Raw genomic sequence first — 20357 nt, forward strand, 5'->3', positions numbered from 1 at the left:
AAGAAGAGGCGGTACAGAAGGCAGTCGATCGGCTAAATAACCGCCCCCGCAAGTGTTTAGACTACCGGACGCCCGCTGAGGTCTTTGCTACTGCCCTCGCTGGTGCATTTGCAACTTGAATTGACAGGGGGCGGCAATGGGACATGTATTCATAAATTGATAATATCGGAAGAAAGAAGTCCCAACCAACGCGTGGACCAGGTCTCCGCGGTTTATGAAAGCCAGTGAAAGCTTGAAGGAGCCAGGCGCTCCGCCGGTCACGCTGGCGTTGCATAAGGCGCTGGCGTGGCAGTAGTGAACCATTTAAGGGCGGTCTCTCCGCAGGAGGCCGCCTTTTGATTGCCCGGGCCTGCTCTTTCCTTGGCGCCATTAAGAGGGCCGACCGGGGTAACCCCAAGAAAAGAAAATGCGCCATGGCGCTTGCATTCCCTACGGCACTCAGTAGGCTTGTGAATATTGGTGGTTGCTAATGTCACGGGCGCCAAGCGGCACCCCACCCACTTCGATGGCCGAGGTGAAGGAGGCGAGCCATGGTTACGCAGAGCCGTAGAATCTTGCGCAATTACCGTTATTGGAAGTGCAGCAAGCTCCACGGGTTGACCCAGAGGGTCAGGAAAGCCCTGACCGACAACCCGAACATCCCGTTGTCGGTGTGGCTGAATCACCCGGAACTGTTGGGGCTGTTTTTCGCGGCAGCAGACAAGCTGGACACCGTGTACCACGAAGCCCTTATGCGCGGGATTCTCTCGATTGCCGCCCGCGAGGCGCTCGAGAGGGAGGTGGTCGGCTACCTGGATCTGATCGCGTCCCTTCTTGAGGCGGCGGCGGTCCTCACTCCGGACATCCTTCTTTCCTCCGGGTTCGATGTTGCCAGGGAACGCCGGACCAGCGGTCGGGCCAAGCCGGCTCCGGCTGCACTGCAGCTGAATGCCAAGAGTGCCAACGAAGAGGTCCAAACCGAAGAACCGAACCCGGCGTAAAAGGCCGGCTCGAAAGATTTGTCAGCGGCACCGGCACATAGCGAGACTGTGGGGTTACCTTCAGGGTAACCCCTTTTTTTGTCCCTTGTATCTCAGCAAACCATGCCTCCTTCCGCCAAGCCCCCCCCGGTATCAATTATCCTGTCATATCGGCGCAAGCCCTCCCCATGCGAGCCATAACCTACCCCTTCCACGCGTTGCCTTGCCCCCATCGGCCGAAAAGTAAGGAAAATGGCTCAAAGTAACTTACTCCGAGCACGAAGTAAGTTACTCCGAGCATGAAGTGATTTACTTCACGCAAGAAGTAACTTACTTCGAGCAAAAAGTAATTTACACCGAGCGCGAAGTAACTTACTTCGAGCATGAAGTGATTTACTCCGAGCGTGATGTAATTTACTTCGAGCACGAAGTAACTTACTCGGAGCACGAAGTAATTTACATCGAGCGAGAAGTAATTAACATCGAGCATGAAGTAATTAACATCGAGCGAAAAGTAATTTACTCCGAGCGTGAAGTAAGTTACTCCGACCGCTGCCGGGCGCCGGTCCCGCTCCCCCCCGGCGCTATTTTCGCCGGTACCGCAATCGCTGCCCCGGCGGGAGGAGTCGAGAGCCGCATGGGCTTGGGGAGCGCCCACCCCGCGAGCCGGCGGGCATTAGGCCGGCGGAACTGGGATATATTTGAATTGATATGCGCTAACTGCGCATGCTAATCTGCACCGCCCGGAGGTGGCGGCGGTAACCGCTGAGGTGGCCGGCTTCAGGCTGGACGCGGCAGGGTAGGCAATGGGGGGGAGGCCCGGGGAGCATGTGGGGAGGGGTGAATAATCGGGAGGTGCCGGTGCACACGGTCAACAACACGGGGCGCTTCGGCAAACCGGCAGCCCTTTGGGGCAGGGGTATCATCACCGGCATATGTTTCTGGTCGGTTTTTTCCTTGGCGTCACCGCGAGCGACCAGTGCCGCCCAGGCCGCCGACCAGGCCGCCGACCAACCGGTCGTGGTCGAAGCGGTGGGGGAAGCGGTCGGCAGCGACCTGGAGGCTCCCGTCGAGGTATTCCAACGGGCCAAGGTGGAAGCGGAACGGGCTGCCGTGGAGAGTGCGACCGGAGTCTTTCTCCGCTCTCACACCCTGGTCAGTAACGGTCAGCTCGCCGAAGACCTGATCTTCGCCAGGGTCCGGGGCTGGATCGAGAAGGTCGAGGTGCTTGAACAGGAGCGTGACCGAATCGACCCGAACCGGTACCGTGTCAAGATCAGGGCCCTCATCAGGCCGTTCTATCCCGAAGGCTCCGAAGGAATACGCATCAAGGGGGCGCTCTCCCGTGAAAGCCTGCAGGAAGGCGAAGCGGTCGAAATCCATTACCAGGTCAGCAGGGACAGTTATGTCTACCTTTTCGTGGTCGGAGCCGACAACTCGGTAACGCAGTTGTTGCCCAACTCGAAAATCCGCGACAATTTCATCCGCGCCAACCAACTGGCGACCTTTCCGCCACCGGAGACGGGGATCCGGCTCAAAGCGATGCTTTTGCCCGCATTCAAGCGCACCGGGGCAGTGGAGAGGATCAAGATCATCGCGACCAGGGAGGAAGAGCCCCTGCTGGACAGCGGGTTTCAGGAGGGATTCAGGGTGTACGACGCGAAATCCACCGGCCTGGTGAGCGACCTGCTGAAACGTCTCATGCAGATAGATCCCGCCGACTGGGGAGAATACACACTGAACTACCAGATCATGCCCCGGTGACACGCCCCACCACCGCTTGCCGCCCGGGGGAATCGGTGGGAGCATCTCCCATCGGACGGCTCTCGGAAGCGGTCAGCGCAGGCGCAGGTTCCCTATTTCCTTGAGGTTTGCCAAAGACGGCGTGATGACCGGTGTCTGTTCGACGTTCTGCAACCGGGCTCTCTTTTCTACCCGGGGAAGAAGGTACCGGTACAGCCCTTCCACGGTGATGGACCCCTCCTTTCCCGCCGCGGCTTCTCCCTTCAACCCTTTGAGCAGATAGTAGGTGAATAGTCCATGGCTGCCCTTGTCGTACGAGGTGCTGATCTGGCTCCCGCCGGCGGCGGCCAGCACCACCATGTTCTCCTTCAAGGCGAAAGGAGCCTCTGCCGACATGACCAGCGGGCGCGCACCTTTGGCCAGCACCGACCGGCCTCCGGAGCCGGAGAAGCATGAATCGAGCACGACCACAATCTGCTTGGCCGAAAGCTTGGCAAGCCCTGCATAGAGGGTTTTCAGCGGGTAGGCGGTGGTTTCCAGATAGTTGGGGTCGCCGTCATAGGGGACCAGGTACGGTTCTCCGCTGGCCGGATTGGGGGCGCCGTGACCTGCGTAATAGATGAAAACGGTGCTCTGCGGGGTGACCCGGTTCTTAAGCCAGGCGCCCAGGTATTTTTCCAGATCCGACTTGGTGGCCCTTTCGTTGGGGAGAAAGGCGACGTTCTCCTCCGGATAACCCATGAGTCTCGTCAGGTACAGTTGCACCGTCTTCGCGTCGTGCACGGCAAAATCGACCCCTTTGATATCCCGATAGGTTTCGATCCCGATCACGACCGCAAAGTTGTCGGTGCGGGGCGCTACCCGGGCATCGGCTACCTCGTCCACATTGATTTCGGCGCCGGTCGGGGGCTCTTCGCCCGATCCGGCCTCGCGCCGGTCCGCCACGCGGATCGATGCCGGCAGCACCCCCGATTTGATGGCCTTGGCGAGATCGCTGGCCTCCTCGGCGGTGAAACCGCCGGTTACCTGCAGCCTCCCCCCGGTAATCGGTGCGCGGATCACGGGGGCGGAGACCACGTTGCCGTCGACGACGATGGCAATTTTCTCCCCGACCGATGCCTCGGTCACCTGGGCAAAAAGGTCGCTCCCCTTCTTGTTCAAAGCGAGATCGATGACCGGTATTCCTGCGCCGGCGATCTCGGTGAAGGTCACCTCGGCACTCTCCACGACGTCTCCGGACAAAAGCGGCTTTTTCTCCACGAGATAAGGGACTTCCTCCACCTTCCCCTCTCCATCCAGTCTTGACTCGTAAAGGGTTTCCGTACCGTCTGCCGCACCCTCCCCGGCGTTGGCGTCCTTGACCTGCCTGAATTCCAGCCGGGACGGTCTGATGAGAAACCCGATGATGGAGTCCAGTTCGGAACCGGTCCGTCCCACGCGGAGGGTGATCCATCGCTCCCCCCTCTGCTCGACGGAGCCGTCGGTAATGCCGATCGATTCCAGACGGTTTTTCATCACCTCAACGGAGCGGCGGGTGATCTCCTTGTCGATCAACCCTTTCCCCGTGGAAGAGATCTCCAGGGTGATGACGCTCTGCTTGCCAGCTGCTGCTGCGCCCGATGGTTGTACTGTCATGACCACCAGCAGTACCAGGAGTGCCATCGGGCAAAGATGCCAACAACGTAACGACTGTCCCGTCAGGACCTTGAAAAGCCTCGCTATCATCTGCCAATCTCCCTTGGGCGCCACCTTCAGCTGCGGATTGCCGTTACCTTAATCTGCTTGAACTGGAATAGCAATAGCTGCATCTGGGCCAAAGAAAAATCATTGTGTGAGTCCGTTACACCGGGCGGGACATGGACAGTAGTTCCTCCCCCTTCGCCCAGGACAAGCGGACGGGGAGTGCGAAAAGAATTGGCAAAACCGCCGGGAGATATTAGACTGCCGCTGTCCCCTTGCTTAAGAGACGCCGCATGATCGACTCCTTCTACAGGTTTTTCCTTTCCCGCTCACTCAGGACGCACCTCGTGCTGATGGTGCTCCTTTTGTCGCTGCCCGCCGTCGCCCTCATCCTGTATTCCGGCTGGCAGCAGCGCCGGGCGTCCCTCAACGAGGGGCTCACCGAGGCCAATCTCCTGGCCCGCGGCATCCTTTCCGAACAGTACAACCTGACCGGCGACGCCGAACAGCTCGCCATGGCGCTCGCCCAGCTCTCGGACGTGAAGCTGCACCGTGCCGATGCGGTCAACCGCGTCCTCGCCGACATCATGCGGGTTACCCACGAGTACAGCAACATCGTCATCACCGACCGTTCCGGAGAGATCTGGGCTTCCGCGCTCCCCTTCACCAAGACCGTCTCGCTCCGGGGCAACCGGGCTTTCGAAAGCGCCTGCCAAAGCCGCCGCTTCTCGTCCGGAGAAGCGGGGCTCGGCAGGATCTCCGGCAAGCCCAACATCGGCTTCGGCTACCCCGTGCTGGGCACGGGAGGAGAGGTGGATGCCGTCATCATCATCAGCATCGACTTCGGCCATCTCAACCAGCTCCTCCTCGACTCCGGGCTTCCCGCCGGAACCTCGTTCCTGTTGGCCGACCATCGGGGGGTGGTGATCTACCGTAACCGCGAGGCCGGACTCCCGCTGGGGAGCCCACTTCCGAAGCGGGAATTCGCCATGCTGCAGGGGGAGGCCGGCGGAACCATCCGCACCGAGGACGACACCCTCGTTTCCCACGGCAACCTTAAGCTGCGCTGGGAGCGGACCCCGTATCTTTACCTGAGGACGGTGGTCCCGATCCAGCAGACCCTGGCGAATGCCCGCCGGGCCGAGCTCGCCAGCGTTGCGATCCTCTCCCCGGTGCTCCTGGTGGCGGTGATCCTGGCCATCCTGATCGGGAAGTTCGGCCTGGTCAATCGGATCAGGTCGCTGCAGCAGGCCTCCCACCGGCTGGCGGGAGGCGATCTCGGAGCCCGGGTCTCGCAATCGGTCAGGGGGGGCGAACTCGGCGAGCTGGGGCAGGCGTTCGATGACATGGCGTCGCGATTGGCCGCCCGTGACCGCGAACTGGTGGCGCTTAACCAGGGGCTTTCCCAGCGGGTCGAGGAGGAGACCGAGCGCCGCCTGCAGCACGAGCGCCTGCTCGCCCGCCACGCCCGGCTGGCGGCCATGGGGGAGATGATCGGAGCGATAGCGCATCAGTGGCGCCAGCCGCTGGCCACCCTGGGGGCGGTGATCCAGAGCCTGCGGATGGCGTCCGAGCGCGGCATGCTCGACGAGCGCTTCCTCGAGCGGGCCGAGGCCGACGCCCAGAAGCAGCTCTACTACATGTCCGACACCATCGAGGACTTCAGGAACTTCTTTTCGCCGGACAAGGTGGAGGAGAACTTCGACGTGAGGGAGAAGATCCAGGAGGTCATGCTGCTGGTCTCGGCCCAGTTCGCCAACTCCGGGATCGCCCTGAGGCTTAGGGACCGGGCCGAAGGGAGGCCGCTCGTCATCCGCGGCTACCACAACGAGTTCAAGCAATCGGTGCTGAACCTGGTCAGTAACGCCTTCGACGCGGTGGCGGCCAGGTGGGGGAGGGGAGACTCCTCCTCGGGAGAGGGGACGGTCGTGATTTCGCTGGATTGGGGCGAGGAGGTGGCGGTCATCGAGGTGGCCGACAACGGCTGCGGCATTCCCCCCGAGATTGCGGACAAGGTCTGGGAGCCATACTTCACCAGCAAGCCGGAAGGGACGGGGACCGGTATCGGCCTCTACATGGCCAAGCTGATCGTCGAGGAGAGCATGGGGGGAGAGATCTCCTTCCGCTGCGGCGAGGACGGCACCGTGTTTCGGGTGCTGCTCCCTAAACAGTCGCAAAGGACAATCGGGGGCGGTGGCGCTGCGGAGGGGGCTCCGGAGGGGGCTCCGGAGGGGGAGGGGGGAGGCGGCGGGGTGATGCGACGTGCGGTCCGGGTAGTGCCGGAAGGAGAGAGGAGTGGAGATGGCCAGTGAAACCAACGAAAAGAGCGCCTTGAAGATCCTCTACGTGGAGGACGAGCCGGACCTGCGGGGGCGGATCGGCATCGTCTTGGAGATGTACTTCGACCGGGTGCTCACCGCCGCCAACGGCGCCGAGGCGGTCGACCTTTTCACCAGCCAGCGCCCCGACGTCGTGGTCTCCGACATCATGATGCCGGTCATGGACGGGCTGGAACTCGCCCGGCGCCTGCGCGAAATCGCCCCGGGGCTCCCGATCATCTTCAGCACCGCCTTCACCGAGACCGGCTACCTCTTGAAGGCCATCGAGCTCGGCATCGCCGCCTACGTCAGGAAACCTCTCGACTGCCGCGAGCTGGTCGCCGCCATCAACCGGGCGGGCGCCCCCATCCTCCAGGAGCGCGAGCTTTCCCGCCTGCGGAGCCGGGAGCAGGCCGCCCTGGAGCTCTTCCTGGGGGAGAGCCCCGCCATGCAGGAGGTGGTCGCCAAGGCCCGCCGCATCGCCGGCACCGGCTTCTCCCTGGTCATCCAGGGGGAGACCGGGGTGGGGAAGTCACACCTCGCCTCGCTGATCCACTCGCTGAGCGAGCGGCGCCACCACCCCTTCGTCCCGGTCACCGTCAGCTCCCTCGCCGATACCCTGGTGGAAAGCCAGCTCTTCGGGCACGTGAAGGGGGCCTTCACCGGCGCCGGCACCGCCCGCAGCGGCCTCTTCGAGGAGGGGAGCGGGGGGACCATCTTCCTCGACGACATCGACTGCGCCTCCCCCTCCCTGCAGGCGAAGATCCTCCAGGTGGTGGAACAGAAGTGGTTCTTCCCGGTCGGGGGGACCAAGCCGGTGACGGCGGACGTCCGCATCATCGCCGCCACCAACCGGGACCTCTTGGCCGAGGTCAGGGAGGGACGCTTCCGCGAGGACCTCTACTACCGGCTGGCCGACCTGGTCATCGTCGTTCCCCCGCTCCGGGAGAGGGGAGGGGACATCCCCGTTCTCGGGCGCACCTTCTTGAACGAGATCTGCTCGGAGTTGCGGCGGGTCCCACCCCGCCTCGCCCCCGAGGCGCTCCTGATGCTGACCCGCCACTCCTGGCCGGGAAACGTCCGGGAGTTGAAGAGCGTCATGAAGCGCGCCGCCCTCTTCGCCGGGGAGACCCTCGCCCCCGAGGAACTCTCCCGCCTGCTCTCCACCGCCCCCGATGCCGCGCCCGGCTCTCCTCTCCAGACCCTGGAGGAGATCAAGCGGCAGGCCGTTCGCCAGGCGCTGGAAGCGACCGGGGGTAAAAAGATGGAGGCCGCCCGCCTGTTGGACGTCGAGTACGGGAGCTTCAAACGGATGCTGGAGCGTTACGGCCTCTAGCACTCCTCATTTTGCCCACCCCGGGGAGTCCGCCACTCCTCACTTTGCCTACCCCCTCCTCCCCGGCAACCCGCCGAAAACCAGTCATTGCGGCCTCTTGAAGCGCTGGCACCCTGTTTGCTAACCATTTTGCATCACCAGCAACGGGGTTTCCCCTTTCGCCGAGGCTCAACCGGACATGACCACCGCCGAACAGACTCTTCCCAGGATCGACACCGCCAGGACCCGCATGGTCTGCGACTACCTTCCCAGGCCCTTTCCCGACTGTTACTGCATGAACATCTCCAGCTCCACCATCGGCAAGATGCTCACTTACTGTATTGGCAACTTCCCTTCCTGCCCCGTGTACCAGGAGCACCGGCAGCCGGAGGGGAAGCCGTGATGATTGTGGCGGCCGTCGAGGCCCATTCCTTTATCCCAAGGAGTATCCCGTGAAGCGTTTACTTGCCGTACTGTACCTCTGCCTGCTTTTTCCCAGCTATGCCCATGCCTATTCCGATCCCGGCTCGGGCCTCATGCTCTGGCAGCTCATCGTCTCCTTCTTCATCGGGGCCATGTTCTACTTCAGAAGGATATGGGGCTTCCTCGTCAAGGCCGTGAAACGGAATGAAGAGTAGAGCCCGCTCGTTCCGCGACCCCGCCGGGCGTCTCCATTTCGTGGGGGACTCGCCGGTCCGCCAGGTCTACGCCGAAGCGGCCGAGGAGTGCCGGGCGCTGGTGGGAGGGGAGTTCTTCCAGGGGATGATGAAAACGGGTGAGCTGGTGCGCACCCGCGTCCTCGACAAGCCTCCCGGGCAGCTCGCCTCGGTCACCCGGCCGGGAGAGCTCCTTTTGGCCCACGAGTCGATCCCGTTTCCTTCCTTCCCCGCCGAGTGGTGCGGGGAGATGCTGAAGGCCGCCGCGCTGCTTACCCTGGAGATGGCGGAACGGGGGCTCTCCCGGGGGGTGGGACTCAAGGACGCCACCCCCTACAACGTCCTTTTCAAGGGGAGCCGCCCGATCTTCGTGGACGTTCTCTCCTTCGAGAGGCGGGACCCATGCGACCCGGTCTGGCTCGCCCACGGGCAGTTCATGCGCACCTTCCTGCTCCCGCTTTTGGCCGCCTCGCACCTGGGGCTCCCGCTCTCCTCGCTCTTCATTATCCGTCGCGACGGGGTGGAGCCCGAGCAGCTGTACCGGATGCTCGGCCCCCTCGACAGGGTCCGCCCCCGTTTCCTCTCCCCGGTCTCCCTTCCGGTCTGGCTCTCCGGCCGGGCCGAGCGGGAGGGGGAAGCGGTCTACCGCCCGCGCCGGCTCAAGAGTGGAGAGCAGGCGGAGTTCGTGCTGAGAACCCAGCTCAAGGGGCTCCGTCGCCAGGTGGAACGCTCCTGGCGCCCCCCGGCACGCTCCACCTGGAGCGACTACTCGAAGAGCTGCAGCTACGAGAAAGAGGCCTTCGATCAGAAGAGCTCCTTCGTGGAGGAGTTTCTCCGCCAGACGCGCCCCGGCCGGGTGCTGGACATCGGGTGCAACTCGGGGCACTTCTCCCGGCTGGCGGCCGTGGCCGGCTCCGAGGTGGTGGCCCTCGACCAGGATCCCGTGGTGGTGGGAGAGCTCTACCAAAAGAGCGCGGAAAAAGGGATGAATATCCTCCCCCTGGTGGTCGACTTCGCCCGTCCCACCCCGTCCGCCGGGTGGAACAACGAGGAGACCCCCTCCTTCCTGGCAAGGGCCCGCGGGCGCTTCGACGCGCTCTTCATGCTGGCTCTCGTCCATCACCTGTCGGTCACCGACCAGATCCCCCTCGAGGAGGTGCTGGCCCTGGCCGCCCGGATCACTAACCGGCACCTGGTGATCGAGTATGTCCCCCCGGAGGACCCCCAGTTCAAAAGGCTGACGCGGGGGCGCGATTCCCTGTATCGCCACCTGACCCGGGAGCACTTCGAGCGGACCGCCGCCCAACACTTCACCATCCGCAAAAGGACCCAGGTGATCGACCAGGAGCGCTGGCTGTATGTCATGGAAAAAAATCCTCTGGTCTAAGGGGAGCCGCCGCGAGGTGATCGCCTCCCTCTCGGTGGCCAACCTCTGGCTGGTCAGGCTGTGGCTGAAGATCCTCCCCTACCACCGGGGGAGCGGCTTCTTCCTGGCCGCCTCCCCGCTCAACAGCTACCTGGCCGCCATGGCCAACGTCCTTTTGGTTGGCGGTCTCCTCTACCTCCTCATCCGGCTGGTGAAGGGGGAGCGGCGCCTCTTCCCCTGGCTGGTGCTGGCGGTCATCTGCGCGACTACGGTCATCGTCGCCTACGGCATCGGGGTCGCCTTCATCTCGTTCGCCCGCTTCGTCTTCCTCTTCGGAGTGCGGGGCGCCTTCTGGTTCTCGGTCGCCTGCTGGGGGGGAGGCGCTCTCCTCTTGGGGCTCCTGGTCCGCTACCGGGGGTGGCTCGCCCGGCACTACACCGTGCTCCCCCTGCTGTTCTCCCCCTATCTCCTCATCACCTTCGGCGAGTCCCTGCAGGCGGTGTACCTGGTGGAGCCCTCCGCCCATTTCCGTCCCCATGCGATCGATCCTTCCCGGCCGCTGGTCAATCCCCTGAAGAGGCGGGTGGTCTGGGTCATCTTCGACGAGACCGACTACCGGCTGGCCTTTGCCAAGCGACCGGCATCGCTGTCGCTTCCTGCCTTCGACCGGCTGAAAAGGGAGGCCTTCTTCGCCACCCGCGCCTACTCGCCCAACGACAACACCCAGACCTCCCTTCCCTCCCTCATCACCGGGATCCCGCTGGTGAGGACGGTGCCGCAGGGGGCCGCGAGCCTGGAGCTGGAGCGGCAGGGTGGCCTTCCCCCCTGCGACTTTGCCGCCCAGGAGAGCGTCTTCAGCGAGGTGAAGAGGCGAGGGGGGAGCACCGCGCTTCTCGGGTGGTACATCCCCTACGCGAGGACCATGAAGGGGGTCGATTTCTGCCGCGACTACCCCCGGTTCAATTTCTACACCTCGGAAAGCTTCCTCGATGTCCTCGTGCACCAGTGGCGGGAGGTGGTGGATTTCCGCTTCCTGCCCGGTAGCAGCACCATGCTGGCCGACAACCAGATCGGGATGGTGACCTCGATGGGGCGGGACGTGGCGGCGGCCATCCGCACCCAGGACCCGACCCTCACCTTCCTCCACTTCTCGGTGCCGCACTCCCCCAACGTCTACGACCGAACGAGCGGGCGGCTGGCGTTCAACCGCAACAAGCGGGAGGGGTACCTCGACAACCTGGCCCTGGCCGACCGCTGCCTCGGGGAGCTCCGCCGCTCGCTCGAGGAAAAAGGGATCTGGGACTCGACCCTGCTGGTGGTCTCCTCCGACCACCACTGGCGGACCAACACCTACGACCAGGTCCTCGACCGCCAGCACGTCCCCTACCTGGTGAAGCTTCCGGGGGAGCGCGCGGGCTTTACCTACGGCGGCCGCTTCAACACCATCCTCACCAAGGAGATGGTCCTGAGCGTGCTGGACGGTAAGGTGGGGACCCCGGCCGAGCTCGCCTCCTGGCTGGACGCCCAGACGGCCGGCGGCTCGCTGCCGGTCAGGATCTCGAAAGAAGAGCCCGATGCGGACTGATTATCGGCAAAAAGCCAGGGATTTTGCCCCCCTTTGCTATTTCCCCATTTTCTGCTACTGTTTTCCAGCTGGCAGCCTACAGAAACGGAGGGGGAAATGACGCCGAAGGACGTGGTACTCAGCAAGGAGGAGGTCGGGAAGGGGCGGTACGAGCGCTTCAGCGCGCTGTCTCCCAACCCGGACGTGAGCAGGATCTTCACCATGATTTCCGAGGACGAGGCACGGCACGCCGAGGCCCTGCGGGCCCTCGAGGCTGCGGGGAAGGTGGATCTTCCCACCTCCGCCACCCTCGAATGGGCTCGCCCGCTGCTCCACAGCCTGAGGAGCGGCAAACGCCAGCGGTTCCGCTACGAGACGGCGGAGTACCTGGCGGCCCTCGACTTCGAGGCCTCGAGCGCCCGGCATCTCTGGGAGCTGGCCCGCGAAGCGACCCATCTCTGGGAGCGGGAGCTTTTGATGAGGATGGCCGAGGAAGACGAGGTCCATTTCACCCTGCTGGAGCAGCTCGGCGAAATCCTGGCTCAGCCCGAGAACGGGGTACGCGATGTCCAGTGAGCGGGAAATCGCGCGCTACCTGGAAGAGGCGACCGCCGCCGCCCGCGAGGCGGGAAGCGTGCAGCGTGAGGAACTCTACCGGGAGCACGACGTGACCTTGAAGGGGGCGGTGGACCTGGTGACCGAGGTCGACCGCCGCTGTGAAGAACTCATCGTAGCGAGACTCAAGAAGGCCTTTCCCGATCACCGCTTCCTGGCCGAGGAGAACACCTACCGGACCGGTTCGGCCCCCTTCACCTGGGTGATCGATCCTCTCGACGGCACCACCAACTACGCCCACGGTTTTCCCTGGTTCTGCGTATCCATCGGGCTCGAGCACGACGGCCAGGTCATCCTCGGCGTGGTCTACCACACCATGATGGACGAGCTCTTCACCGCCGTGAAAGGGAAGGGGGCCTTCCTCAACGGCCAGTCGATCCACGTCTCCGATAAGGCCCCCCTGGGCGGGACCCTGCTCGCCACCGGGTTTCCCTACGACCGGACCCGCGACAACGAGAACAATTTCCGGCACTTCATCGATTTCCACCTGGAGTGCCGCGGCGTGCGCCGGGCCGGGGCCGCCGCCCTCGACCTCGCCTACGTGGCGGCCGGGCGCCTGGACGGCTACTGGGAATGCAAGCTCAAACCGTGGGACGTGGCGGCCGGCTCGCTCATCGTGGCCGAGGCCGGAGGGACCGTGACCGACTATGCCGGCCACCCCTACTCGATCCACGACCACCGTATCCTTGCCTCCAACGGAGCGATCCACCAGGAGATGATCGAGGTATTGAAGCGGGGGGAGTAGCGAGGGCGGGCGGAGGAAGCCGTACTGCAGCAAAAAGTAAGGGGGGCCGAACAGCCCCCCTTTTTTGTACCCTCGCGCCTTCTTCAGAAGGCATCACTAAATATACCCTCGCCCCCTTGGGGGAGAGGGTGGCCGAAGGCCGGGTGAGGGAAGATTTTAAAACCTCCCTCACCCCTGCCCCTCTCCCCTAAAGGGGCGAGGGAATAGGGAAGTGCTGCCCCTCTCCCCTAAAGGGGCGAGGGAATAGGGAAGTGCTGCCCCTTTCCGCGACGGCGAAGGGGTTATGGAATCGAGATCAGCAGGTTCTCCACCGGGGTGTATTCCAGGCCGAAGGCCTCCGCCACTCCCCGGTAGGTGACCTTGCCGAGCGCCACGTTGATGCCGGCGCGGATGCCCGGGTCCTTCCGGGCCACCTCCCGCCAGTCCTCGCCCGCGAGCGCGACCGCGTAGGGGAGGGTGGCGTTGGTCAAGGCCACCGTGGAGGTGAGCGGGACCGCACCCGGCATGTTGGTCACGCAGTAGTGCAGGATTCCCTCCTCCTCGAAGGTGGGGGCCTTGTGGGTGGTGGGGCGCGAGCTCTCGAAACAGCCCCCCTGGTCGATGGCGACGTCCACCAGCACCGCCCCTTTCTTCATGCTCTTCAGCATCTCCCGGGTCACCAGCCGGGGCGCCTTGGCTCCCCTCACCAGTACCGCCCCGATCACCACGTCCGCCGCCTTGACGAGCTCCCGGATGGTGGCCGGCGACGACATCAGCGGGAAACAGTTCTTGGGCATCACCTCGGAGAGGTGCCGCAGCCGGTTGAGATCGGCCTCCACCAGGTAGACCTTGGCCCCCAGCCCGCAGGCCATCTGGGCCGCGTGGGTCCCGACCACCCCGCCCCCCAAGACCACCACGGTGGCGGGCGGGACCCCCGGAACACCTCCCAGGAGGATCCCGCGCCCTCCCTGGGCCCGTTCCGAGTACTTGGCCGCCTCCTGGGCCGCCATGCGGCCGGCCACCTCGCTCATCGGGGTGAGTAGCGGGAGGTTGTTGCTGGCGTCGGTGATGGTCTCGTAGGCGATGGCGACCGCCCGGGAGCTCATCATGGCCGCGGTCAGCTCGCGGGAGGCCGCGAAATGGAAGTAGGTGAAGATGAGCTGCCCCTCGCGGATCAGCTCGTACTCGGAGGGCTGGGGCTCCTTCACGTGCATCACCAGCTGGGCGCGCCGGTAGACCTCCTGGGCGGTGGTCACCACGGTGGCTCCCGCGTCGCGATAGGCGTCGTCGCTAAAGCCGCTCCCCACCCCGGCCAGGCTCTCCACCAGCACCTGGTGGCCGTGGCCGGTCATCACCTCCACCCCGGCCGGCGTCATGGAAACCCGGTTCTCCTCGGTCTTGATCTCCTTCAAAACGCCGACGATCATGCCGCACCCCCTGGAATTGTCATGGCAGCGCCCCATCAATGACTGAACGTTGCCCCTACCGCTACTGATATTCTCACGGGGGGAGCCGGTGCTGTCAACCAGCACACCCTGATTGTGTCGGCAGGGGGGAGGAAAGGGTGAGCCGGCCGGCGGTTAACCCCCTAAAATAGCTTTTGAAAAACCTCAATCAATGAATTATAGTTGCACAACCGTTCCCGACTGGATGACGGCAAATCGGAGGAAGTATATGCTCAACCTGCGCAAGAAGATCCTGGTGGCCATCGATGGCTCTCCCCTTTCCGACAAGGCTGCCGAGGAGGCGGTGAGACTGGCGGCCGGCAACCCGAGCCAGTTCAAGAGCAAGGTGTACGGCCTCCTGGTGCTCCCCAACACCACCCGCAACACCTTTACCGATTTCGTCCCCACCAAGCCGGTCACCGAGCAGGACGGCTGGGCCGAGTTAAAGGAGCGGATCTTCTACGTGATCGAGAAGAACGCGGCCGAGATGGAGGTGCCGCTCGAGATCGCGGTGGTCTACGGCGACCCGGCCGAGGAGCTTTTACGCTATGCCGACAAGGAAGAGATCGACGTCATCGTGATCGGGAGTACCGGGAAAGGATTTCTGAAGAGGAAGCTTTTGGGGAGCGTCTCCCACAAGGTGGTGAAAGACGCCAAGTGCTCGGTGTACGTGGTCAGGGGGTAGTCTTGGCGGTCTCCCGCCTCAGGTAGTCGAGGATCTCCTTGAGGCTTTGCACGATGATCTTCTCGTCGCGCGGGAATTCGTGCGGGGAGAGCTCCAGGGTGACGATGTCGTTGTAGGCGGTGTTTCGCAGGTGGTTCAAGAAACGGGTGAGCGGCAGGATGCCGTGGCCGGGCAACAGGTGCTGGCGGCCGTGCCCGTAGTCGGAGAAGTGGATGTTCCTGATCCTTCCCGAGTTGTAGCAGAGGTAGAAGTCGTTGATGAAGTTGGCCTTGCCGCTCCCCATGTGGGTGCAGTCGAAGGTCAGGTAGAGGTTTCTCTCCTTCAGGAAGTCGATCATCTTCTGGGTTTCCGACAGGATGTAGCCGTTGATCCGGTACTTCCCGGTCCACGGCATGTTCTCCAGGGTGAGCGCCACCTTGTCCCCGCCGATCTCCCGCTGGAAGTCGTTGATCTTGTACAGCCAGCGCCAGTAGCCGATCTCGCAGCCGAGCCAGGAAGGGGGGTGAAAGTTCACCAGCCCGATCCCGCAGTCCCCGGCGATCTCCACGCACCTCTTGACCGAGTCGATCTGGTTCCCCCAGCCGTCCAGCGCCATGAACGGGGCGTGGATGGAGAGGACCGGGATGCTCTCGGCGAGCTTATTGATCAGCCGGCGCGAGTTCACCTTCTGGAACTCCTGGTTGATCACCAGCTCGACGCCGTCGAAACCGACCTCGGCGGCGATCTCGAAGACCCTCTCCAGCGGGAAGATGTACAGCGTGCCTGCCGAGATGGAGATCCGCATCCGCTACGCCATCCCCACCAGGCGCTGGTAGGAGATCTTCTGCAGGCTGAGCACCGTATCCAGCACCCCCCGCAGCCGTTCGTCCTCCTCGCTTCCCAGTTCTTCGGTGTTGAGGTACGCCCCCCTTTCGCCGGTGGTCACTTCCCACTGGATCTTCATCTGCATGAGGAGCTGGTAGGCCTTCAACAGCCGGTCCGATAGATCCACGCTGAGCGCCCCCCGCTCCAGGAGCGCCTGGACCCGCTCCACCGTCCCCCCCGGTGCGATCCCCGCCTGCACCGCCAAAACCCGCACCGTCATGACCAGCGGCGAAAGCGCCAGCTGCTGCAGGTCGAGCTCGCCGCGATGGTCCCCCTCCTTCTCCAGCCGCCACCTCCCGAAACGCCCCAGGGCGAGCGGGAGGGTGATGATCCGCCGGGCGAGCTGCATGAACGCGGCCCGGTAGCGCTCCTCGAGAAGGGCGGCGCGGGCGGCCTCCAGGGCGGTGGCGGCAAGCTTCTGGTCGCCGCCGGCGAAGGCCAGGTCGCAGATCGCCTCCAGACGCCACTCCCATTCCGGGAACTCGTGGGGGGCGTCCACCAGCGGGGAGCGGGGGAAGTCGTCGTCGGAGATGGAAGGGGAGCTTCCCTCCACGATGACCCGCCAGCGGGAGAGGGGGCCGTGCCAGAAGAGGTGGTCGCCGGTCAGGATCCCGGACTCCTTGAGCGCCTCGGTCAGTTGCCGGCTGAAAAGCAGGGCGCGGGGGGAGTCCTCCTGGTAGAGGAGGAGGTAGCGGTTGTCGCTCACCAGGGTTTGCTCGCAGCGGCCGCGGTCGCCGGAGACCAGCAGCGCGTAGGTGGGAGGCTCCCCCTGCCCGAGCGAGGCCATCCGGCTGCGGGCCAGCGCGGTCGCGCGGGCGAGGACGCGGTCGTGGAACCGGTTGCAGCTCCCGGTCATGGCCAAAACGGAACCACGGCGGCGGAAGTAGGCGGAGACCAGTTCCTGGTGGCGCCGCAGGAGCGCGCGCAGTTCCGGGGACCCTGGTGCGTCGTCGGCGGCATCGTTGAGGGCGGCGAGCTCCCGGGCGAACTCCTCCTCGAAGGCGAGCTCCCCGTCCAAGAGGGCGAGGTATTCCCTGATCACCCCCTCGGCCTTGCGGGTCGAACTCCTCCCCCACCGGCGCTCCAGGCTCTCCCTGATCCCGTCGATCAGCTCGTTGCTGGCGCGCCATTCCAGGATGTCTTTTCCCTTAGTTCCCAACAGCAAAGGCATGGGCTGCTCCTGACGAGGCCTCTTAAGCCGTTAACCTAGAACGTAGAACATAGAACGTAGAACCGCAGTTAGAGCATGGGCTGCTCCTGACGAGGCCTCTTAAGCCGTTAACCTAGAACGTAGAACATAGAACGTAGAACCGTTGTTTTTAGTCCAGATGCCCGTGCACCTCTTTCTCCAGGAACCGTCGCATCTCCTCGGGCGGGGGAGGGGTGATCAGCGAAACCACGATCATCACGCAGATCACCAGCGGGGCTCCGAACAGCGACGAGGAGGTGAGCGGGAACCAGACGGCGGCCTGGGGGAAGACGGTGCCGAAGAACGGCTCGGCGAAGGTGCAGACCACCCCGGCCAGCATCCCGGCGATGGCCCCTTCGCCGTTGGCCCGCTCCCACCAGATCCCGAGCAGAAAGAGCGGGAAGATGGTGTTCCCCGCCAGGGCGAAGGCGATCGCGGTGATCTCGGCGATCATGCCGGAAGTGTTGAGGGCGATCAAAAGGACCAGCCCGGCCAAGGCCAGCGTTCCACCCTTGGCTACCCGCATGCGGGAGCTCGCGCTCGCGCCGGGATGGAGGATGGAATAGAAGATGTCGTAGGAGATGGAGGCCGCGCCGGTCATCAGGAGTCCCGCCACCGTGAAGAAGGCGGCGCAGAGCGGCCCGGCGGCCAAAACGCCGATCACCCAACCCGGGAGCCCCGCCACCACCGCGGTCTTGAGGACCACCAGGTCGGCCATCGCCTTGATCGGCTGGGTCTGCCCGCCGTTTGCCTCGATGAGCCTCCCGAATACCGCGTAGGCGGGGGCCGACCAGTAGATGAGCGCGATGAAAAAGAGCCCCCACACCACGCTCCAGCGCGCCTCCCTCAGGTTGGGGACCGTGTAGAAGCGGGAGAGGACGTGGGGAAGCCCGGCGGTGCCGACCATCAATGTGAAGCAGAGGGCGCACCATTGAAAGAGGGTCCCCTGGGCGAAGGGGGTGGACATGTCGATCCCGAAGCGGGTGGCGAGGTCCCCCATGGCGTCGCCGTAGCCGAACTGGGGGAGGAGCCAGAAGTAGCCGAGCTTCCTGGCGAGCCACATGAGCGGCAGGATGAAGGAGACGATGATCACGAAGTACTGCAGCTGCTGGTTGCGGGGGACCCCGAGGATGCCGCACAGCACCAGGTAGGAGACCACCGCGGCCGCGCCGTAGATCACCCCGTGGGCGTAGTCGATCCCCAGCATGAAGGAGAAGATCAGGCCGATCCCCTTGAACTGGGCAACACAGTAGATGATGGAGATCATCACCGAGATCCCCGCCGCCATCAGGCGCGCGGCCGGGGAGGCGTAGCGCTCGCCGACGAAGTCGGGGGCGGTGAACTTGCCGAAACGGCGGATCTGGCCGGCCAGAAGCACCAGCAGCAGCACGTAGCCGCCGGTCCAGCCGATCACGTAGGCGAGCGCCTGGTACCCCTTGAGGTAGATGAGGCCGGCGAGCCCCATGAGGCTTGCCGCGCTCATCCAGTTGCTCGCGATGGCGGCCCCGCCGCCGATGCGGCCGGTGAAACGTCCGCCGAAGCCGTACTCGATGCTTTCCCGCGACTTCTGCTTGAGCCCCACCACGATGAAGGAGAGGAGGGCGATGGTGGCGACCACCAGGGTCCAGGAGGCGTCAGTCATAGTTGCGGTCTCTCCTGCGGCTGTGGAATTCGGAGATGCGGTCGATGTAGAGGTTGAAGAAGATGCAGAGGACGATGAACCATAGCGGGAGGAACTGCCCGGTGAACCAGAAATGGAGCGGGAGCCCGAAGAGCGACAGGCGGGTCAAGAGGCTCCCGAGCCCGGTGCCGCTGCTCACCGCCAATACGATCTGGAAGCCGAAGGTGCAGACGGCCCAGCCGAAGAGGATGGCGCAGATGATGATCACCTCGTCCCGCATGTGGCCGGTCTTCGGGCGGAACAGGTTGACCTGGTAGCGTTGCTGGCGGTTCATGGCGGACTCCCGAGCCCCCTGGTAAAGAAGGGCTAACGTTACATGATCGAGAAATTGGTGTGGATGATCTTTTGCAGATCCTCGATCAATAAAAGCGCGTGCCTCATCTGCTCCCGCTCGTCGCTTGCCAGCGAGTACGGGTTCAGGTAGTAGGCGTCGCTCTGGATCCCCTTGATCACCTTGATCTGCAGCAGGATGCGGTGCTTGGTGAGGATGCGGTACGCCTCGATCAGCCCGCGCGCGGTGTTGGGTGAGAAGCTCCGCTCCTTCTCCAAAAGCTCGATCCGCCGCACGGTCGAGGTGGCCGGGATCCCCTGGTTGATGGCGAGGATCCTGACGTTCATCACCAGCGGCGCCCAGGCGAGAAGCTTCAAGTTGAACTCACCCTTGTGCTCGCCGCTCCCCTCGGTCCAGAAACGTTTCAGAAAACCGAGCGCGAGCTTCATCTCGGTGGCCGCCTTGGCCATCCCCCAAAGGGCCTGGAAATAGTCCTGTTCGAGCGCCCTGATGCGGGTCACCAGCTCCCCGGCCAGTTCCCGGTCCCCGGCCACGTAGCGCGCGTCGGAGATGACGATCAGGTCCATCAGGTTCTTGCCGTAGTCCTCGCATTCGTAGCGGGCGATGGAGAGGAGCCGGCGCATCCACTGCGACAGCGACCCGCGCCACTTCTCGTTGGAGGGCATGATGTCGCCGGTGCATTTCTTGAAGCCCGCCTCGGCCAGCCGCTCGACCAGGATCAGCGAGAGCTCCCGGAAGTAGTGGTCGGCCTCCTCGGCGCCGCCGTCCGCGTAGACGATCAGGTAGTCCTGGTCGGTGATGAGGGTCTGTTCCTCCCGGCCGTCGCTCCCCATGCTGATGAGCGCGAAGGGGAGGGGAGGGGGCGTGGGCATCTCGTCCTGCACGAGCTCCAGGGCCCGGCGGGCCAGGGCGTCACGGTAATCGGTGCAGTTTTCGTGCAGGGCGGGAACGGAGTAGAACTTGAGGAAGCGCTCCATCTCCACCTGGTTCAGGAGCTGGTGAAGATGGTTGAGACCTTCGTAATCGGCGGCGGGGATGGAGTCGAGCAGTTCCTGCTGGCGGCGGGTGAAGCGCGAGAGCTCGTCGAGCTCCTCCTGGGCGGAGAGTTTGAGCCCCCTCAACATGGCCGGGATCTCGTCCCCCTCCAGAAGCGGCAAAAAGCTCTGCACCCGCCCCATCAATTCTTTCAGGAGCTCCTCGTCGGTCATTTCGGCGGGGTAGATCTGGTGGGGCATTGCAGCTTTTCCGTTCTTGAGAGTGG

19 protein-coding genes and 1 pseudogene are annotated in these 20357 nt (G+C 64.0%); 13 read left to right on the forward strand and 7 right to left on the reverse strand.

Annotated elements, in window-relative coordinates:
- From ACYVL5_RS10735 to ACYVL5_RS10750, 4 genes and pseudogenes are all read left to right on the forward strand, one after another.
- A pseudogene (locus ACYVL5_RS10735) lies at positions 1 to 119 on the forward strand (IS30 family transposase); the annotation flags it as partial.
- Between the two features lie 411 nt (positions 120 to 530).
- Entirely contained in the window at positions 531 to 980 is a 450-nt protein-coding gene (locus tag ACYVL5_RS10740; RefSeq protein ID WP_460595569.1) for a hypothetical protein, read from the forward strand.
- A gap of 283 nt (positions 981 to 1263) precedes the next feature.
- Entirely contained in the window at positions 1264 to 1692 is a 429-nt protein-coding gene (locus ACYVL5_RS10745; protein ID WP_460595570.1) for a hypothetical protein, read from the forward strand.
- A 128-nt stretch (positions 1693 to 1820) separates the two neighbouring features.
- Entirely contained in the window at positions 1821 to 2723 is a 903-nt protein-coding gene (locus tag ACYVL5_RS10750; protein WP_460595571.1) for a DUF4384 domain-containing protein, read from the forward strand.
- A gap of 72 nt (positions 2724 to 2795) precedes the next feature.
- Here the strand turns inward: ACYVL5_RS10750 and ACYVL5_RS10755 are convergent, their stop codons facing one another.
- Positions 2796 to 4427, reverse strand: coding sequence for a SecDF P1 head subdomain-containing protein (locus tag ACYVL5_RS10755; protein WP_460595572.1), 1632 nt, complete (start codon positions 4425 to 4427; stop codon positions 2796 to 2798).
- A 248-nt stretch (positions 4428 to 4675) separates the two neighbouring features.
- On the opposite strand from ACYVL5_RS10755, the gene ACYVL5_RS10760 reads away from it, so the two are divergent.
- The 8 genes from ACYVL5_RS10760 to ACYVL5_RS10795 all read left to right on the forward strand — a co-directional run bounded on the left by ACYVL5_RS10760 (position 4676) and on the right by ACYVL5_RS10795 (position 12961).
- The gene (locus ACYVL5_RS10760) at positions 4676 to 6694 is read left to right on the forward strand and encodes a sensor histidine kinase (RefSeq protein ID WP_460595573.1); all 2019 of its coding nucleotides are present in this window, start codon (positions 4676 to 4678) and stop codon (positions 6692 to 6694) included.
- Positions 6684 to 8036: a sigma-54-dependent transcriptional regulator gene (locus ACYVL5_RS10765; RefSeq protein ID WP_460595574.1), complete on the forward strand. Its 1353-nt coding sequence runs from the start codon at positions 6684 to 6686 to the stop codon at positions 8034 to 8036. The genes ACYVL5_RS10760 and ACYVL5_RS10765 overlap by 11 nt, the downstream gene beginning before the upstream one ends.
- Before the next feature lie 178 nt (positions 8037 to 8214).
- On the forward strand, positions 8215 to 8418 hold the full coding sequence (locus tag ACYVL5_RS10770; protein ID WP_460595575.1) for a hypothetical protein: 204 nt from the start codon (positions 8215 to 8217) through the stop codon (positions 8416 to 8418).
- Between the two features lie 49 nt (positions 8419 to 8467).
- Positions 8468 to 8653, forward strand: a complete 186-nt coding sequence (locus ACYVL5_RS10775) for a hypothetical protein (protein WP_460595576.1) — start codon at positions 8468 to 8470, stop codon at positions 8651 to 8653.
- The gene (locus tag ACYVL5_RS10780) at positions 8643 to 10058 is read left to right on the forward strand and encodes a class I SAM-dependent methyltransferase (protein WP_460595577.1); all 1416 of its coding nucleotides are present in this window, start codon (positions 8643 to 8645) and stop codon (positions 10056 to 10058) included. Before ACYVL5_RS10775 ends, ACYVL5_RS10780 begins: the two co-directional genes overlap by 11 nt.
- Positions 10030 to 11622, forward strand: a complete 1593-nt coding sequence (locus tag ACYVL5_RS10785; protein ID WP_460595578.1) for an alkaline phosphatase family protein — start codon at positions 10030 to 10032, stop codon at positions 11620 to 11622. Before ACYVL5_RS10780 ends, ACYVL5_RS10785 begins: the two co-directional genes overlap by 29 nt.
- A gap of 96 nt (positions 11623 to 11718) precedes the next feature.
- Positions 11719 to 12177, forward strand: coding sequence for a ferritin family protein (locus ACYVL5_RS10790; RefSeq protein ID WP_460595579.1), 459 nt, complete (start codon positions 11719 to 11721; stop codon positions 12175 to 12177).
- Positions 12167 to 12961: an inositol monophosphatase family protein gene (locus tag ACYVL5_RS10795; protein WP_460595580.1), complete on the forward strand. Its 795-nt coding sequence runs from the start codon at positions 12167 to 12169 to the stop codon at positions 12959 to 12961. Before ACYVL5_RS10790 ends, ACYVL5_RS10795 begins: the two co-directional genes overlap by 11 nt.
- A gap of 281 nt (positions 12962 to 13242) precedes the next feature.
- Here the strand turns inward: ACYVL5_RS10795 and ald are convergent, their stop codons facing one another.
- Positions 13243 to 14367, reverse strand: a complete 1125-nt coding sequence (gene ald / locus ACYVL5_RS10800) for an alanine dehydrogenase (protein WP_460595581.1) — start codon at positions 14365 to 14367, stop codon at positions 13243 to 13245.
- A 247-nt stretch (positions 14368 to 14614) separates the two neighbouring features.
- Between ald and ACYVL5_RS10805 the strand changes: the two genes are divergently transcribed.
- Positions 14615 to 15070, forward strand: a complete 456-nt coding sequence (locus ACYVL5_RS10805; protein WP_460595582.1) for a universal stress protein — start codon at positions 14615 to 14617, stop codon at positions 15068 to 15070.
- Here the strand turns inward: ACYVL5_RS10805 and ACYVL5_RS10810 are convergent.
- The 5 genes from ACYVL5_RS10810 to ACYVL5_RS10830 form a co-directional block, all read right to left on the reverse strand.
- On the reverse strand, positions 15060 to 15854 hold the full coding sequence (locus ACYVL5_RS10810; protein WP_460595583.1) for a sugar phosphate isomerase/epimerase family protein: 795 nt from the start codon (positions 15852 to 15854) through the stop codon (positions 15060 to 15062). The genes ACYVL5_RS10805 and ACYVL5_RS10810 overlap by 11 nt on opposite strands.
- 3 nt (positions 15855 to 15857) lie before the next feature.
- Positions 15858 to 17105, reverse strand: coding sequence for a putative nucleotidyltransferase substrate binding domain-containing protein (locus ACYVL5_RS10815; protein WP_460595584.1), 1248 nt, complete (start codon positions 17103 to 17105; stop codon positions 15858 to 15860).
- A gap of 148 nt (positions 17106 to 17253) precedes the next feature.
- A complete protein-coding gene (locus ACYVL5_RS10820; protein ID WP_460595585.1) occupies positions 17254 to 18765 on the reverse strand; it encodes an SLC5/6 family protein in 1512 nt (503 codons plus the stop codon).
- The gene (locus ACYVL5_RS10825; protein WP_460595586.1) at positions 18758 to 19078 is read right to left on the reverse strand and encodes a DUF4212 domain-containing protein; all 321 of its coding nucleotides are present in this window, start codon (positions 19076 to 19078) and stop codon (positions 18758 to 18760) included. Before ACYVL5_RS10825 ends, ACYVL5_RS10820 begins: the two co-directional genes overlap by 8 nt.
- A gap of 38 nt (positions 19079 to 19116) precedes the next feature.
- Positions 19117 to 20331, reverse strand: coding sequence for a putative nucleotidyltransferase substrate binding domain-containing protein (locus ACYVL5_RS10830; protein ID WP_460595587.1), 1215 nt, complete (start codon positions 20329 to 20331; stop codon positions 19117 to 19119).
- Positions 20332 to 20357 lie beyond the last annotated feature (26 nt).

It is taken from the genome of Geomonas sp. Red276, assembly GCF_054784495.1.